Origin of the sequence: Streptomyces sp. Je 1-332 (genome assembly GCF_040730185.1) — a bacterium.
Taxonomy (GTDB): Bacteria; Actinomycetota; Actinomycetes; order Streptomycetales; family Streptomycetaceae; genus Streptomyces.
The window spans coordinates 6721792-6736671 of sequence record NZ_CP160402.1 but is presented as its reverse complement, the minus strand read 5'-3'; the positions used below and the strand labels follow the sequence as shown (position 1 = coordinate 6736671).

The following is a 14880-nucleotide window of genomic DNA, read 5'->3' as shown; positions in this document are numbered from 1 at the left end:
GTGCCCCCATGCCCACCACGATCAGCCTCGGCGAGCTGACCGGCGCCTACGTCATCGACACCGCCCACACCCGGATCGGCTTCATCGCCCGGCACGCCATGTCCACCAGAGTGCGCGGGGAGTTCACGGAGTACGAGGGCAACGCGTACCTCTGCGGCGACCAGCCGTCGAAGTCCGGCGCCCACCTCTCGATTCGGGCGGCGAGTCTCCAGACCCACCACCGGCAGCGCGACGACCAGTTGCGCAGCACCTTCCTGGACACGGACAGCCATCCCACCCTCACCTTCGACTCGACCGAGGTGGAGCCGGTCGACGAGACCACCTACAAGGTCACCGGCGATCTGACCATCCGTGGGGTGACCCAACCGATCACGATGAACGTCGAGTTGACCGCCGCCGAGCTGGACTCGAGGGGTGATTTCCGGGTCGGCTTCCTGGGCAGCGTCACCATCAACCGCAAGGACTGGGGCGTGAACTGGAACGCCGCGACCTCGGTGCTCGTGAGCCCGAAGGTGACGCTGGAGTTCGACGTCATCGCGGTCCGGAAGGCCCGGATCTGATGGCGACGAGAGTGCGCGTCGTGACGCTGAACGTATGGAACAGCCGCGGTGACGCCGCCGCGCGGTCGGCACTGATCAACGCCGAGCTGCGCAGGCTCGCGCCGGATCTCGTCGCCTTCCAGGAGGTCCTGCCGGATCAACTGCCCCGTCTCATCGCGGGAACGGAGCTGCACGGCACCCATCAGTCGCAGAGCGCCGCCACGGCTCCGCCCTACGCGGACCGGTGCGGCCGAGGACATCGAACTCCTGGTACGCCAGCCCGGCCACCGCCGCAGGATCGACTACGTCCTCGTCGGCTCCCCGCACGCGCACCGACATGCCTTCGCCCGCGTGCGGAGCGCCTTTCTCGCCTTCGACGAGCCGATCGACGGCGTAGGGGCCAGTGACCATTACGGGGTCGTCGCCGACCTGGAGGTGGGGCTGCTCGGAGAGGGTCCGCTCACCTCAGAGCGGGGATGACCGTGTCCCCGTACCCGTCGATGACGCTTTCGCGGGCGTCATGCATCGCGTACAGCGCGAACTGGTCGACGCCAAGTCGCTTCAACTCCGTCAGTTTGGCGCTGTGTTGGCGTGCCGTGCCGATGACGCAGAAGCGGTCCACGATGTCGTCGGGGACGAAGGCCGTGTCGGGGTTGTCGGCGCGGCCGTGATGGGAGTAGTCGTAACCCTCGCGGGCCTTGATGTACTCGGTGAGGGCCTCGGGGACCAGGTCCGAGTGGGCGCCGTACTTGGCGACCAGGTCGGCGACGTGGTTGCCGACCATCCCGCCGAACCAGCGGCACTGCTCGCGGGCGTGGGCAAGGGCGGTGGGTGAGTCGTCCTCCGTGAGGTAGGCGGGGGCGGCGACGCAGATCTTCACCGAGGACGGGTCACGGCCCGCCGCGGCGGCGGCGTCGCGGACCGCCTTCACCATCGTCTCCGTCAGATACGGGTCGGCGAGCTGAAGGATGAAGCCGTCCGCCTCCTCGCCCGCCATCCTCAGCGCCTTGGGTCCGTACGCGGCCATCCACACCGGGAGTTGGGCGTCCGGCCCGATCCAGGGAAAGCGGATGGTCGTGCCGCCCAGGTCCGCCTCCTCGCCCGATGCCAGTGCGCGGATGACCTTCATCGCCTCGCTGATCCGGGCGAGGGTGTTCGGGGTGCGGCCGGCCACGCGCATCGCGCTGTCGCCCCGCCCGATGCCGCACACCGTGCGGTTGCCGTACATGTCGTTGAGCGTGGCGAACGTGGAGGCCGTCACCTCCCAGGTGCGGGTGCCCGGGTTGGTGACCATCGGGCCGACGATCAGCCGGTCCGTGTTCGCCAGGATCTGGCTGTAGATGACGAAGGGTTCCTGCCACAGCACGGCGGAGTCGAAGGTCCAGCCGTAGCGGAACCCGTTTCGCTCGGCGCGCTTCATGAGGCTGATGACCTGGCCGGCCGGTGGATCGGTCTGCAGGACGAGTCCGAAGTCCATGGTGCGTCGCCTCTCCTAGCCGAGGTACTGGGTGGTGCCGCGCGGGACGTACGCGCCGTGCCCGGCGTGCCCGGTGAACTTCCGCTGGTCGATGACCACTTCACCGCGGGAGAGGACCGTCTCCACCTGACCCATGACGTGTTTGCCCTCGTACGCGGAGTAGTCGACGTTCATGTGGTGTGTCTCCGCCGACATGATCTGCTCGGCGGTCGGGTCGTAGATGACGACGTCCGCGTCCGCGCCCGGCGCGATCGTGCCCTTCTTGCCGTAGAGGCCGAACATCCGGGCCGGGCTCGCGCAGGCGATCTCGATCCAGCGGCGGCGGCTGATGTGCCCGTCGACGACGGCCTGGTGGAGGAGGTCCATGCGGTTCTCGACGCCCGGGAGGCCGTTCGGGATCTTGGAGAAGTCCCCGCGGCCCAGCTCCTTCTGCCCGACGAAGCAGAAGGGACAGTGGTCCGTGGAGACCACCTGGAGGTCGTTCGTGCGCAGGCCGCGCCAGAGCGCCGCCTGGTGCTCGCGTGGCCGCAGCGGGGTCGAGCAGACGTACTTGGATCCCTCGAAGTCGGGCTCCGCGAGGTTGTCCGTGGAGAGGAACAGATACTGCGGGCAGGTCTCGCCGAACACCGGCAGGCCCTCGTCGCGCGCCCTGGCCAACTCGGCCACCGCTTCCTGCGCGGACACGTGCACCACGTACACCGGAGCGCCCGCCACCTGGGCGAGCTTGATCACCCGGTGCGTCGCCTCCGCCTCCAGGAGCGACTTGCGCACCTCGCCGTGGTAGCGCGGGTCCGTCTCGCCGCGGGCGAGGGCCTGCTCCACCAGGACGTCGATGGCGAGGCCGTTCTCCGCGTGCGTCATGATCAGCCCGCCGTTCACGGCAGCCCGCTGCATCGCCCGCAGGATCTGCCCGTCGTCGCTGAAGAAGACGCCGGGGTAGGCGGTGAAGAGCTTGAAGGAACTGACCCCCTCCTCGATGAGGTGGTCCATCTCCTTCAGGGTCCTCTCGTTGACGTCCGAGAGAATCATGTGGAAGCCGTAGTCGATCGCGCACTTGCCGTCCGCCTTCGCGTACCAGGCGTCGAGGCCCGCGCGCAGCGCCTGCCCCTTCGTCTGCACGGCGAAGTCCACGATGGTCGTGGTGCCGCCCCAGGCCGCGGCCCGGGTACCCGTCTCGAAGTCGTCGGACGAGAAGGTCCCTCCGAAGGGGAAGTCCATGTGCGTGTGCGCGTCGACCCCGCCCGGGATCACGTACTTGTGGGAGGCGTCGATGACGCGGTCCGCGGTCCAGGCCTCGGCGGCGCCCGAGCCGTGCGCGGCGAGCGCGGCGATCCTGCCGTCCTCTATCAGCACGTCGGCGTGGGTCTCTTCGGCGGCGGTGATGACGAGTCCGCCGCGGATCAGGGTGCGGGTGCTCATGATGGGGCGCTCCCTTTCATGCTCGTACGTTCATACCGGAAGGCACGTGAACTACCGCGGGGCACGTGAACTAGACGCTCCGCAGCGCCTGTTCGAGGATCGCCGCCCCCTCTTCCGCCTCCGCCACGGTCAGCGAGAGCGGCGGGGCGACGCGCAGGACGCTGGTGTCGTGGCCGCCGCCCTTGCCGATGAGGAGTCCGCCTTCCCGGGCCGCTTCGAGCACGGCGCCGGCCGCCCGCGGATCGGCCTCGCCCGTGACGGGGTTGACCAGCTCGATGCCGATCATCAGGCCCCGGCCGCGCACTTCGCGTACGACGGGCAGCTGGGCGCAGATGGCGCGCAGCCGCTCGATGAGCAGACCGCCGACCCGGCGCGCGTTTCCCTGGAGGTCGTGTTCCAGGAGATACGTGAGGTTGGCGAGGCCCGCCGCCATGGTGACCGGTGAGCCGCCGAACGTCGAAATGGAGTTGGAGTCAAGGGAGTTCATGACCTCGGCGCTCGCGACGACACCGCCGATGGACATGCCGTTGCCGATCCCCTTGGCGAAGGTGAGGATGTCCGGCGGGCCACTGGCCGCGTGCGCCTGCCAGCCCCAGAAGTGGTCACCGGTGCGCCCCCAGCCGGTCTGCACCTCGTCCGAGATCCACAGGACGCCGTGCTCCCACAGCACTTCGCGGAACGCGGCGTAGAGCCCGTCCGGTGGTGAGGTGAAGCCGCCGACCCCCTGGATGGGCTCCGCGATCAGCGCCGCCACTCCCCCGCGCGCCTGCCCGAGCATGTCCCTGAGATCGGCGACGCAGGCCTCGATGAACTCGGCGTCGCTCAGCGCGGCGTACGGCCCGCGGCTGCGGACGCCGCCGTGCACGTACAGCGTCTGGAGCGGCGAGAGGCTGGTCGGCGACCAGGAGTTGTTGCCGGTGATGCCGACGGTCGTGAAGGAGCGGCCGTGGTAGCTGTTGCGCATGGCCAGGATCTGGTTCGAGCGGCGGTGCGCGGTCGCCAGGAGCAGGGCCGTGTCGTTGGCCTCGGTGCCCGACGTGGTGAAGAAGACCCGGGCGTCCGGGATGCCGGAGAGTCCGGCGACCCGCTCGGCGAGGTCGATCATCGGCCGGTTGAGGTAGAGCGTGGACGAGTGGATGATCTGCCCGGCCTGCTCGCTGACCGCTTTGGTGACCTCGGGCAGCGCGTGGGCGGTCATGGTGGTGAGGATGCCGCCGAAGAAGTCGAGGTACTGCCTGCCGTCGGCGTCCCAGACGCGGCGGCCATCGCCGTGGGTGATCTCCAGCGGGTCGGCGTAGTAGAGGGCGAGCCATTCGGGCAGGACGGCCTTGTGGCGGGTGTGGAGGTCACTCACGGCTGTACCAGTCCTTCGTACGCGTCGGGGCGGCGGTCCCGGTAGAACGCCCACTGCTGGCGTACTTCCTCGATGAGCCCCAAGTCCAGGTCCCTGACGACGAGTTCCTCGGTCTTGTCGCTCGCCCGCTCGCCGACGAACTGCCCGCGCGGGTCGACGAAGTACGAGGTGCCGTAGAAGTCGTTGTCGCCGTACTCCTCGACGCCCACGCGGTTGATGGCGGCGACGAAGTACTCGTTGGCGACGGCCGCGGCGGGCTGTTCCAGCTGCCAGAGGTAGGCGGAGAGGCCGCGGGACGTGGCGGAGGGGTTGTAGACGATCTGGGCGCCGTTCAGGCCGAGCTGGCGCCAGCCCTCGGGGAAGTGGCGGTCGTAGCAGATGTAGACGCCGACCTTGCCGACCGCCGTCTCGAAGACCGGCCAGCCGGCGTTCCCCGGCTTGAAGTAGTACTTCTCCCAGAAGCCCTTGACCTGGGGGATGTGGTGCTTGCGGTACTTGCCGAGATACGAGCCGTCGGAGTCGATGACGGCGGCGGTGTTGAAGTAGAACCCGGACTGCTCGACCTCGAAGACAGGGACGACGACGACCATGCCGGTCTCGCGGGCGAGTTCCTGCATCCGCGTGACCGTGGGCCCGTCCGGCACGGGTTCGGCCCACCGGTAGTGCTCGGGCTCCTGCACCTGGCAGAAGTAGGGGGCGTTGAACACTTCCTGGAAGCCGATGATCTTCGCACCCTGGCGGGCCGCCTCGCGGGCGTGCTCCTCGTGCTTGGCAATCATGGATTCGGTGTCGCCTGTCCAGGTCGCCTGGACGAGTGCGGCGCGTACGACGTTGGCCATGAGCTGCTCCTTCGACGGGACGTCAGAGAGCCTCTACGCCCGTAGACTTGGTGCGTAGACAGGAAAACGTAAGCCTCCCCGACGGGCTGGGCAAGACCATCGCCGTGAACCGGCGGAGTCGATCATGTTTCGCACCCAAGCGGGCGAGAAGCGGCGCGGAACGCGCAGACGCAACCGGCGCGTCAGGCGCTTCCTCGGGCGCTTCAGGCACTGAAACCGGCAACTTCAGGCACTGAATCCGGCAACACGCAGCGCGTGCACGAGATCCCAGTGACGCTCGTCCGACACTCCCTGGGCAGCCTGCAGGAGCAGCGGGATGAGGCGGTACGGATCGGTGTGCGCACAGCTTGCCGTGTCCTCGGGGGTCCGTACGCGGATGTAGGCGTCGAGCAGGGCGCGGGCCTCGCGCTCGCGGCCCGCGTCGATCAGCGCGAGCACCGCCTCGGCGATCTCCGGGGCGGGGCGGGAGACTCCCTGGCGCAGCAGCTTGCGGCAGTCGTCGGCGCGGCCCGCCCCGGCGAGGGCGTCCGCAAGGGCGACAAGGCGATCGGGCGGCAGCGACGCGGCCTCCCAGAGCAGCGTCGACCAGTCGGCACCGAGGCCCGCGCGGTGCAGTTCACCGGCGAACACGGGCAGGCGCCGCGCGGGCCAGCCCGCGGCCTCGACGAGTACGCCGTGCGCCTCGCCGCTGCGGCCCTCGCCACGGAGCTCGATGAGCGCGGCGACGGCTTCGGCGGTGATCCGCTCGGCATCGCGGTCCGGCTCGGCGACCTCGCGGCGCCCGGTATCGCCCGGCTCTTCGGCGGCGGGCGCGAACCGCGCGCCGCGCGGGCTGTTGGCTGCGGGCGACTGCGCGGGCGTCCGCGGTACGGCGCCGGAACCGGCCGCGGTGATGTCCGCGTCCTCGTCGTCCGCGCCGGAGAACCCCGCGAACCGGGCGCCGCGGGGCCTGCGCGGACGGCGGGAGGTGTCGCGCGACTTGCGGCCCTGCTTGGGGACGCGGGTCTCGTCTGCCCGCTCCGCGGAGTCGGCCGACAGGGTACGGGCATCGGGAGCCGGGGCGTCCTGCCCGTCCGGTGCGGCACCGAACTCCGGCGCGCGGGCGCCGGGATCACCGACCGCGCCCGCAGCGCCCCCGGCACCGACTCCGAAGCCGTCGCCTGCACGGGAGTCGAAGCCGTCGGCGTCACGGGAGCCGAAGTCGTCGGCGGCAGGCACCCCGAAGGCGTTCCGTGGCTGCTCGTCGTAGTCGCCGGAGGTGGCATAGGCACCGAAGTCGGCGAAGTCGTCCGCCCCCACCGCCGCGAAGTCGTCCGACACGGGGGTCCCGAAGTCGACCCACTGCGGGCGGTCCGCCCGGTCCAACCGCTCGATGCGCTGCCGGAGTTCCGCGCACCGCGCGGTCGCACGCTCGTGGTCGTCGCGGATCCAGGCCAGATCGCGGTTGAGCCGCTCCACCTCGTCCGGCGTGTCCGCCGCCGCGAGGGTGTAGCCCAGTTCCACCTGGCGCTCCACGGCGAACCGCTGCTCGGTGAGCATCATGTCGAGGCGTTCACCGAGCAGCCCGCGGCCTCCGGGGCGCGCGTCGTACGCGGCCAGCGAGGCCGTGTGCAGAGCCCGCGCCCGCTCCGCCTCGCGCTCGGCGGCCTGCGCCCCGTACCCCGTGGCCAGGTCGTGCAGCAGCGCCTCCACCACATCCCAGGGGGGAACCTCCGAGCCGTCCAGGCAGGCCCGCATCCCCTCGGGGTCACGCGACCAGAACACGCCGCACCACCCGGCGCCCTGATCGAGGCGCGTCAGGAGGTCTCTCAGGTACCGCGCGAACTCCCGGACCTGATCAGGGAGTTGTCCTACTGCCATCCGAGCCAGCACCGCCCCATGGAGCCTGCAGTCTTCCGGTCCGGAAGATAACACCAGATGTGTTACGGGACGACTACACGCGGTTTTCCGACCGCACGACAGCACCTCACACGCCGCCGCCCGCGCCGTGAGCGAGAACGGAGGCGCAGAGCGTGCGCAGCCCCGCGTGCAGTTGCCCGGGGGCGGCACCCTGACTGGTCAGGTGCTCGACCAGGTCACTGCGGACGGCGGCGAGCAGGGTGTGCGCGAGGTAGTCGGCGTCCTCGCGACGGTGTACGCCGGACAGCATCCCGGCGACTTCGGAGTGCCAGAGGTCGTACGCCGGATTGAGGTAAGGACTGCCGGCCCCCGCCCGCTCCAGGGCCAGCATCAGCGCGCGCTGGTCGAGCTTGAGGTCGAGGAGCGCGGCCATGAGCGCGGGCAGCCGCTCGGCCACCGGCGTGCCGGGTCCGAGCGGCGGCGGACCGTCGGTGACCTGCTCGCGCAGTTGCTGCGTCTCCTCGACGACCAGCGCCCGGACCAGGCCGAGCCGGTCGGAGAAATGCCGGAAGACCGTGCCTTTGCCGGCCCCGGCGGCCTGGGCGATGTCGGCCATCTTGACGCCGTCGGGGTCGTCGGCGTCCTTGAACAGCCGGGCGGCGGCGGCCAGCAACGCTGCCCTGTTGCGGACGGAGTCGGCTCGCTCCTTGCGGGCGGCGGCCATGGTTCCTCCTCGATGGGCGCTCCGGGAGCGCGGGTGGACCGCGCGGGGGCGGATCGGCAGGGTCCCCAGCATAAGTCGACCCGAGGTCCGGTATTTGTAAACGGACCCGGGGTCAGGTTAACGTCGCCACCATGACGACGAACGCATCAGCGACCGACGTATTCACCCGCTCACTCGACCTCCTGCTCGCCAAGGACATCGACGGCTGGGTCGCCCTCTGGGCGCCGGACGGAGTCTTCGAGTTCCCCTTCGCGCTCCCCGGGGCCCCGCGCCGACTCGTCGGCCGTGACGCCGTACGCGGATACATGGCCGACTACCCCGACCACATCGACCTGCGGAGCTTCGAGGACCTGACCGTCCACCGCACCGATGACCCCGAGACCATCGTCGTGGAGCTGCGCGGCACCGGCCTGGCGGTCGCCACCGGGCGCCCCTTCGACATGCCGTACATCCAGGTCGTCACCGTCCATGAGGGGCAGATCACGCGCTTTCGCGACTACTGGAACGGCGCGTTGGCGGCTGACGCCTTCGACGGGGAGATCCCCGTGGGCGCCGCCCACGCCGGAGAGGGCCGCTGACGATGCGCTTCCTGATCACCGGCGGCACCGGCACCACCGGCAGCCGCGTGGCGGCCGCCCTGACCGACCAGGGCATGTACGTGCGCACCGGAAGCCGCACCCCGGCGCCGGGCACCCACCAGGTCCGCTTCGACTGGACCGACCCCACCACGCACGGCCCCGCCCTCACCGGCACGGACGGCATCCACACGGACGGCATCTATCTGGTGCCGCCCATCGGGGATTCCGCACCCGCCCGACTGATGGTGCCGTTCCTGGAACGCGCGCTGGAGGCGGGTGTGCGGCGCTTCGTGCTGCTGAGCTCCTCAGCGATCGCCGAGGGAGACCCCGGGGTCGGCGAAGTCCATCGAGCCCTGCGTCAACTGGCTCCCGAGTGGGCGGTGTTGCGCCCCTCGTGGTTCATGCAGAACTTCGTCGCCCCGGGCCATCTCCACGTCGAGAGCATCCGCACCGCGGATGAGATCGTGACGGCCACCGGGCAAGGACGCGTGGCCTTCGTCGACGCGGACGACATCGCGGCCGTCGCCGTAAGAGCCCTGACGGACGAGCGGCCGCACAACACGGCCCACCTGATCACAGGGCCGGAAGCGCTCAGTTACGCGGACGTGGCGGAGGTCGTGTCCAAGGTCTCGGGGCGCCCGATCCGCCACCGCCCCGTCCCGGTCGCGGAGTTCACTGAACGGCTCGCAGCCATCGGCGTACCCGAGGCGTTCGCGCGGATGCTGGCCGCCATGGACGACGACATCGCGCACGGCTCCGAGGACCGTGTGGACCCCGCGGTGCAGCGGATCACCGGCCGGCCGGCTCGCGCCTTCGCGGACTTCGCCGCCGAACACGCCCCCGAGTGGGGCCGCCCGCGGTGACCTCGGCGGCCGCGGCACCCCGGCCTCAGGCCGGTGCGAGCGGCACCAGCGCGCACGTCTCGGCGACCTCGTCCAGCGAAAGGCCGAGGGTCACGGCGAGCGCCGACACGGTGAAGAACGCGGGCGTGGGGGCCCGCCCCGTCTCGATCTTGCGGAGCGTCTCGGCGGAGAGGCCGGCGCTCGCGGCCACCTCCACCATGCTCCGCTCGCCACGCGCCGACCGCAGGAGACGGCCGAGCCGCTCGCCGCGTTCGCGCTCCTCAGGGGTCAGGGGGGTCCGCACCATGCGGTCAGTCTAGACCGTCCCCGTACAGAAACCCATTCTCATACCGGTATAGTTATTGGCATGGTGGAACTCAAGACAGACACATCTATCGACGCGATGCGCGAAGCCGGCCGCATCGTGGCCCAGGCCCTGACGGCGGTGCGGGAGGCGGCGGGCGTCGGTGTCTCGCTGCTCGAACTGGACGAGGTGGCGCACGCCGTGCTGCGGGACGCGGGCGCGACCTCGCCCTTCCTCGGCTACCGCCCCTCCTTCGCCCCCACACCGTTCCCCGCGGTCCTCTGCGCCTCGGTGAACGACGCGATCGTGCACGGCATCCCGACCGACTACCGCCTGCGCGACGGCGACCTGCTCTCCGCGGACTTCGGCGCCGAGTTCGGCGGCTGGGCGGGCGACTCGGCGATCAGCTTCATCGTCGGCACCCCCCGCCCCGAGGACGTACGCCTCGTGGAGACCGCCGAGCGCGCCCTGGAGGCGGGCATCGCCGCGGCCGTCGTGGGCAACCGCATCGGCGACATCGCCCACGCGATCGGCACGGTGTGCAGGGACGCGGGTTATGGCATCCCGGAAGGCTTCGGCGGGCACGGCATCGGCCGCAGCATGCACGAGGACCCGGGCGTTCCGAACGAAGGCCGCGCGGGCCGCGGCATGCCCCTGCGGCACGGCATGGCCCTGGCCATCGAGCCGATGGTGATCGCGAGCGGCAGCGACCACTACCACCCGGCGCCGGACGGCTGGACCCTGCGCACGAACGACGGCAGCCGCGCGGCCCACGCGGAGCACACGGTGGCGATCACGAACGACGGACCGCGCATCCTGACGGCGCTGTGACTCCGTAAGGCAGCCTGGCGGGCGGGCTCGTGCGGGCGGGCCCTCGCGGCCCGCAGCCCGCCCGCCCCCGCCTCACTCCGGCCGCACCACCATCGCCGACCCGCCACCGCGCCGCGTCTTCTCCGCGGCGGCCAGCCACTTCCCGCCGGGCAGCCGCTGCACCCCGGTGGCCGCGCCGATCTCCGGGTTCTGCTTGAAGGAGTGCCCGATCGCCTCCAGGTCGGCCCGCAGCGGACTCTCCCAGAGGCCCGGCTCCAACTCGGTCTGGGCGGCGTTGCGCTGGCTCGCGCGCGGCGCGGCGATCGCGTCGACGAGCGGAAGGCCACGGTCGACGAACCCGGTCAGGGTCTGCAGCACCGTGGTGATGATCGTGGCACCGCCGGGCGATCCCAGCGCGACCAGCGGCTTGCCCTTCTCCAGGACGATCGTCGGCGCGATCGAGGACCGGGGCCGCTTGCCGGGGCCCGGCAGGTTCGGGTCGTGCACCGCCGGGTCGGCCGACGCGAAGGAGAAGTCGGTCAGTTCGTTGTTGAGCAGGAACCCGCGCCCCGGCACGGTGATCCCGCTGCCGCCCGTCGACTCGATGGTCAGGGTGTAGGCGACGACGTTGCCCCACTTGTCGGCAGCCGTGAGGTGCGTCGTGTTCTCCCCTTCGTACGTGGTCGGGGCCGCCTTGTCGCCGGACTTGCAGGACGCCGGGTCACGCGGGTCGCCCGGTGCGAGCGGACTCTTCAGGGTCGCGTCGTCGCGGATCAGGCACTCCCGCGAGTCGGCGAACTTCTGCGAGAGCAGCTCCTTCGTCGGTACGTCCTCGAAGGCGGGGTCGCCCACCCACCGCCCGCGGTCGGCGAAGGCGACACGGCTCGCCTCGATGAACCGGTGCAGGTACTTCTTCTTCGACGCCTTCGAAAGGTCGGTCCGCTCAAGGATGTTGAGCGCTTCACCGACGGTTGTGCCGCCGGATGACGAGGGAGCCATCGAGTAGACGTCGAGGCCCCGGTAGGAGGTCTTCGTCGGCGCCTGCCGCTTTGTCGCGTAGGCCTTCAGGTCCTTCGCCGACAGGTCACCGGGCCGGGCCACCCGCCCGGACGCCGGGTCCACGGGCGGCTTGTTCACGGTCCGTACGACGTCCTTGCCGATGCCGCCGCGGTACATCGCACCGACACCCTTGCGCCCCAGCTCCTCGTAGGTGCGCGCGAGGTCGGGGTTCTTGAACGTGGAGCCGACCACGGGCAGCTCGCCGCCGGGCAGGAAGAGCTTCGCCGAGGCCGGGAAGTCGGCGAACCGCGCCTGGTTCGACTCGGTCTGCGAGCGGAAGGTCCCGTCCACCGTGAACCCGTCGCGCGCGAGCCGCTGGGCGGGTTTCAGGAGCGTGCCGAGCCGTTTGCTGCCCCACTTGTCGAGCGCGGACTGCCAGGTCGCCGGGGTGCCGGGGGTGCCCACGCCGAGGCCGCTGGTGACGGCGTCCGCGAAGGGGATCGGTTTGCCGTCCTCCAGGAAGAGGCCGGAGTCCGCCGTCCGCGGGGCCGTCTCGCGACCGTCGATCGTGCTGACCTTGCGGCTCTTGGCGTCGTAGTGGACGAAGTAGCCGCCGCCTCCGACGCCCGCGGAGTAGGGCTCGGTCACGCCGAGGGCCGCCGCCGTGGCGACCGCCGCGTCCACGGCGTTGCCGCCCTTCCTCAGGACCTCGATCCCGGCGGCCGACGCGTCCGGGTCGACGCTGGAGACAGCACCGCCATGACCGACGGCGAGTGGTGTCTTCTGCGGGGTCTTCGAAGTCGTTTCAGCGATGCGCGGAGACGAAGGGGGCACGGCCGCTCCGACCGACACCAACACCCCTCCGACCGCCAATAGCGTCAGATTCCGTACGACAGCACGACGCATTCGTACCTCCAGTCAACAACTGTCCGCGCAGCGTAACTTCGCTTCCCCTGCCACGTCAGGACCCCCTCGAACACGGGTCCTAGAGCCCGCTAGCATGCGCCCCCATGACTGAAGACGTGCGCTACATCGTCCTCGGCCTGATCGCGGCCGGCCTCGGTGCCGTGCTGGGCTGGCTCACCCGTACCTACCTGTGGCGGCGCAAGCTCCGCCGCAAGCAGGCCTTCTTCGGGCTGCCCGAGAACGCCGAGTCGCTGCTCGTGGTGAACCGCGAGGCGGGCGGCCCCGAGCTCACCGTCGTACGCCACGACGTGTTCGCGCTGCTCGAACTGGCCGCGCTGATCAAGGACTGCGGGGCGCACGCCCAGCTCGTCGCGCACGACGCCGCCCAGCAGAGCTTCGGCGAGCGCACGGAGTTCTGCGTCGGCTCCCCGGCCGTCAACCGCCGCATGGCCGCGCACATGCACTCCCTGCTGCCCGGCGTGCGCATCAACACCGACCCGGAACCCGGCCCGGACCGCGGGGCTTTCCAGATCGGCAGCGAGCGCTACCGCATGGAGGGCGGCATCACGGAGTACGTGATCCTCGCGCGGCTCACCGCGGGGCAGGACCAGGAGGCGAGACCCGTCTTCGTCTTCTGCGGTCAGCGCGCGATCACCAACCAGGCGGCGACCCGCTATCTCGCCCGGCACCACGAGCGCCTCGCCCGCAAGCACGGCGCCAACACCTTCGTCCTGCTCCTGAAGGTCGTCAACTCCCAGGCGTACGGTCCCGACGTCGTCGAGCTCGTCGGTGACGTCACCCGCGCCGCCCAGGCCCCGGCGCCCGCGATCACTCCGCCCCGCACTTCCCATCGCGCCAAGTAGGTGAGCGGTCACCGGGCGCCGATGGTCACGCCCGTCCCATAGGCCGCCTCTGTGACCTAGTCGGGAAATTCGGGGCAAGAGGCAACCCACCGGGACCTTTGTCCCTCTCACCGTGCAGTTCCACATTCGCACGGAGGTACGTTCCCTTGAGGCCCCTGAGCTCGCAGAGTCGTCGACGCCCCACACGCCCCCGCCACACCGGGGCCGCGGTCACGGCCGCGGGCCTGGCGGCGCTGGCCGCCGCCCTGACCGCCTGTTCGGGCAGCACCCCCGCGTCCGCCGACACGGCCGCGGAAAAGCCGGACCTATCGGTCAACTTGCAGGGCAAGCAGGCCAAGGCGGGCTCCCCGGTCAAGGTGAAGCTGGCCGACGGCAAGCTGAAGCAGGTCGAGGTCACCGACTCCGAGGGCGCGAAGCTGGCCGGCAAGGTCGGCGCGAGCGGCACCACCTGGACCTCGGACCGCAAGGCGGTGCCCGGCACCTCGTACAAGGTGAAGGCGACGACGGACGAGGGCACCAGCGCGCGGGCCTCCTTCAGGACGGCCGCCCCGGAGCAGGTCAACAAGCTGTCGCTGACCCCCGGCAAGGACACCACGGTCGGCGTCGCGCAGCCCCTGTCGGTCGTCTTCGACCACCCGGTGAAGAACAAGGCGGAGGTCGAGAAGCACCTGAAGGTGACGACCTCGAACCACACCACCGGGTCCTGGGGCTGGATCAAGAACTACGACGGCAAGGACCGCATCGACTGGCGCCCCAAGGAGTACTGGAAGTCCGGCACGAAGGTGAAGCTCGACGCCCGCCTCGGCGGGATCGACTCGGGCACCGGCGGCGGCTGGTTCGTCCGCGACTACGCGACCGGCTTCACGGTCGGCAAGAGCCAGAAGGTCAAGGTCGACCTCGACAGCAAGCGGGCGACGCTCGTGCGCGACGGACAGAGCGTCAGGACCGTCCCGATGTCGGCGGGCACCCCCGGCGGCGACAAGGCGTCCTGGGGCGGCACGTCCGTCCTGATGGCCAAGGAGGGCACGATCAACATGCGCTCCGAGACGGTCGGCCTCGGCGACGCCTACGACAAGATGGTCGACAACTCGATGCGTCTGACCTGGTCGGGCATGTACGCGCACGCGGCTCCCTGGAACGCCCGCTTCTTCGGCAACACCAACCACAGCTCGGGCTGCATCGGCATGAGCGACGGCGACGCCTCCTGGCTCTACGGCCAGGTCCAGGTCGGCGACCCCTTCGAGGTCTCCGGCAGCGGCTCGAAGGGCGTGCCCGACCCGGGCAACGGCTACGGCGAGTGGAACCTCTCCTGGGCCGACTGGCAGACGAAGAGCGCGCTGAGCTGACGGCCGCCGCGAAGGTACACAACTCAACAATCGTTACCGGT

The 14880-nt window shown here is 70.6% G+C and carries 16 protein-coding genes; 8 read left to right on the top strand and 8 right to left on the bottom strand.

What is annotated here, in order from left to right; all coding sequences use genetic code 11:
- Positions 1-8: 8 nt before the first annotated feature.
- Genes ABXJ52_RS30405 through ABXJ52_RS30395 form a run of 3 tightly spaced genes read left to right on the top strand, consistent with a single transcriptional unit; the run spans position 9 to position 1019 of the window.
- On the top strand, positions 9-560 hold the full coding sequence (locus tag ABXJ52_RS30405; protein WP_367046289.1) for a YceI family protein: 552 nt from the start codon (positions 9-11) through the stop codon (positions 558-560).
- Positions 560-946, top strand: coding sequence for an endonuclease/exonuclease/phosphatase family protein (locus tag ABXJ52_RS30400; protein WP_367046287.1), 387 nt, complete (start codon positions 560-562; stop codon positions 944-946). Before ABXJ52_RS30405 ends, ABXJ52_RS30400 begins: the two co-directional genes overlap by 1 nt.
- Positions 891-1019: a hypothetical protein gene (locus ABXJ52_RS30395; RefSeq protein WP_367049498.1), complete on the top strand. Its 129-nt coding sequence runs from the start codon at positions 891-893 to the stop codon at positions 1017-1019. Before ABXJ52_RS30400 ends, ABXJ52_RS30395 begins: the two co-directional genes overlap by 56 nt.
- Here the strand turns inward: ABXJ52_RS30395 and ABXJ52_RS30390 are convergent.
- The 6 genes from ABXJ52_RS30390 to ABXJ52_RS30365 all read right to left on the bottom strand — a co-directional run bounded on the left by ABXJ52_RS30390 (position 1000) and on the right by ABXJ52_RS30365 (position 8191).
- A complete protein-coding gene (locus ABXJ52_RS30390; protein WP_367046285.1) occupies positions 1000-2016 on the bottom strand; it encodes a TIGR03842 family LLM class F420-dependent oxidoreductase in 1017 nt (338 codons plus the stop codon). The genes ABXJ52_RS30395 and ABXJ52_RS30390 overlap by 20 nt on opposite strands.
- A gap of 15 nt (positions 2017-2031) precedes the next feature.
- Positions 2032-3435: a dihydropyrimidinase gene (hydA, locus tag ABXJ52_RS30385; RefSeq protein ID WP_367046283.1), complete on the bottom strand. Its 1404-nt coding sequence runs from the start codon at positions 3433-3435 to the stop codon at positions 2032-2034.
- Positions 3436-3505: 70 nt separating this feature from the next.
- Positions 3506-4789 carry an aspartate aminotransferase family protein gene (locus ABXJ52_RS30380; protein ID WP_367046281.1) on the bottom strand — a complete coding sequence of 428 codons (1284 nt, stop codon included), beginning with the start codon at positions 4787-4789 and terminating at the stop codon, positions 3506-3508.
- Positions 4786-5628, bottom strand: coding sequence for a nitrilase-related carbon-nitrogen hydrolase (locus ABXJ52_RS30375; RefSeq protein ID WP_367046280.1), 843 nt, complete (start codon positions 5626-5628; stop codon positions 4786-4788). The genes ABXJ52_RS30380 and ABXJ52_RS30375 overlap by 4 nt, the downstream gene beginning before the upstream one ends.
- A 225-nt stretch (positions 5629-5853) precedes the next feature.
- The gene (locus ABXJ52_RS30370; protein ID WP_367046278.1) at positions 5854-7488 is read right to left on the bottom strand and encodes a hypothetical protein; all 1635 of its coding nucleotides are present in this window, start codon (positions 7486-7488) and stop codon (positions 5854-5856) included.
- Between the two features lie 106 nt (positions 7489-7594).
- The gene (locus tag ABXJ52_RS30365; protein ID WP_367046276.1) at positions 7595-8191 is read right to left on the bottom strand and encodes a TetR/AcrR family transcriptional regulator; all 597 of its coding nucleotides are present in this window, start codon (positions 8189-8191) and stop codon (positions 7595-7597) included.
- A 131-nt stretch (positions 8192-8322) separates the two neighbouring features.
- On the opposite strand from ABXJ52_RS30365, the gene ABXJ52_RS30360 reads away from it, so the two are divergent.
- Both ABXJ52_RS30360 and ABXJ52_RS30355 read left to right on the top strand, forming a co-directional pair.
- Entirely contained in the window at positions 8323-8769 is a 447-nt protein-coding gene (locus ABXJ52_RS30360; RefSeq protein WP_367046274.1) for a nuclear transport factor 2 family protein, read from the top strand.
- Between the two features lie 2 nt (positions 8770-8771).
- Positions 8772-9632: an ergot alkaloid biosynthesis protein gene (locus ABXJ52_RS30355; protein ID WP_367046272.1), complete on the top strand. Its 861-nt coding sequence runs from the start codon at positions 8772-8774 to the stop codon at positions 9630-9632.
- Between the two features lie 25 nt (positions 9633-9657).
- On the opposite strand, the gene ABXJ52_RS30350 is transcribed toward ABXJ52_RS30355, so the two are convergent.
- Positions 9658-9918 (bottom strand): helix-turn-helix transcriptional regulator, encoded by a 261-nt coding sequence (locus ABXJ52_RS30350; RefSeq protein ID WP_363209574.1) that lies wholly within the window; start codon positions 9916-9918, stop codon positions 9658-9660.
- Positions 9919-9978: 60 nt separating this feature from the next.
- Here ABXJ52_RS30350 and map point away from each other — a divergent pair, with 60 nt between their 5' ends.
- The gene (gene map / locus ABXJ52_RS30345; protein ID WP_367046269.1) at positions 9979-10746 is read left to right on the top strand and encodes a type I methionyl aminopeptidase; all 768 of its coding nucleotides are present in this window, start codon (positions 9979-9981) and stop codon (positions 10744-10746) included.
- Positions 10747-10818: 72 nt separating this feature from the next.
- Here map and ggt read toward each other — a convergent pair whose 3' ends face one another.
- On the bottom strand, positions 10819-12630 hold the full coding sequence (gene ggt / locus ABXJ52_RS30340) for a gamma-glutamyltransferase (protein ID WP_367046267.1): 1812 nt from the start codon (positions 12628-12630) through the stop codon (positions 10819-10821).
- Between the two features lie 104 nt (positions 12631-12734).
- On the opposite strand from ggt, the gene ABXJ52_RS30335 reads away from it, so the two are divergent.
- Positions 12735-13493 (top strand): hypothetical protein, encoded by a 759-nt coding sequence (locus tag ABXJ52_RS30335; RefSeq protein WP_367046266.1) that lies wholly within the window; start codon positions 12735-12737, stop codon positions 13491-13493.
- A 224-nt stretch (positions 13494-13717) separates the two neighbouring features.
- Entirely contained in the window at positions 13718-14839 is a 1122-nt protein-coding gene (locus ABXJ52_RS30330) for an Ig-like domain-containing protein (RefSeq protein WP_367049384.1), read from the top strand.
- The last annotated feature ends 41 nt before the right edge of the window (positions 14840-14880 follow it).

Coding starts and splice junctions, on each gene's coding strand:
- ABXJ52_RS30335 (WP_367046266.1), top strand. CDS start 12,735: ATGACTGAAGACGTGCGCTACATCGTCCTCGGCCTGATCGCGGCCGGC.
- ABXJ52_RS30370 (WP_367046278.1), bottom strand. CDS start 7,488: ATGGCAGTAGGACAACTCCCTGATCAGGTCCGGGAGTTCGCGCGGTAC.
- ABXJ52_RS30390 (WP_367046285.1), bottom strand. CDS start 2,016: ATGGACTTCGGACTCGTCCTGCAGACCGATCCACCGGCCGGCCAGGTC.
- map (WP_367046269.1), top strand. CDS start 9,979: ATGGTGGAACTCAAGACAGACACATCTATCGACGCGATGCGCGAAGCC.
- ggt (WP_367046267.1), bottom strand. CDS start 12,630: ATGCGTCGTGCTGTCGTACGGAATCTGACGCTATTGGCGGTCGGAGGG.
- ABXJ52_RS30400 (WP_367046287.1), top strand. CDS start 560: ATGGCGACGAGAGTGCGCGTCGTGACGCTGAACGTATGGAACAGCCGC.
- ABXJ52_RS30360 (WP_367046274.1), top strand. CDS start 8,323: ATGACGACGAACGCATCAGCGACCGACGTATTCACCCGCTCACTCGAC.
- ABXJ52_RS30375 (WP_367046280.1), bottom strand. CDS start 5,628: ATGGCCAACGTCGTACGCGCCGCACTCGTCCAGGCGACCTGGACAGGC.
- hydA (WP_367046283.1), bottom strand. CDS start 3,435: ATGAGCACCCGCACCCTGATCCGCGGCGGACTCGTCATCACCGCCGCC.
- ABXJ52_RS30365 (WP_367046276.1), bottom strand. CDS start 8,191: ATGGCCGCCGCCCGCAAGGAGCGAGCCGACTCCGTCCGCAACAGGGCA.
- ABXJ52_RS30405 (WP_367046289.1), top strand. CDS start 9: ATGCCCACCACGATCAGCCTCGGCGAGCTGACCGGCGCCTACGTCATC.
- ABXJ52_RS30355 (WP_367046272.1), top strand. CDS start 8,772: ATGCGCTTCCTGATCACCGGCGGCACCGGCACCACCGGCAGCCGCGTG.
- ABXJ52_RS30350 (WP_363209574.1), bottom strand. CDS start 9,918: ATGGTGCGGACCCCCCTGACCCCTGAGGAGCGCGAACGCGGCGAGCGG.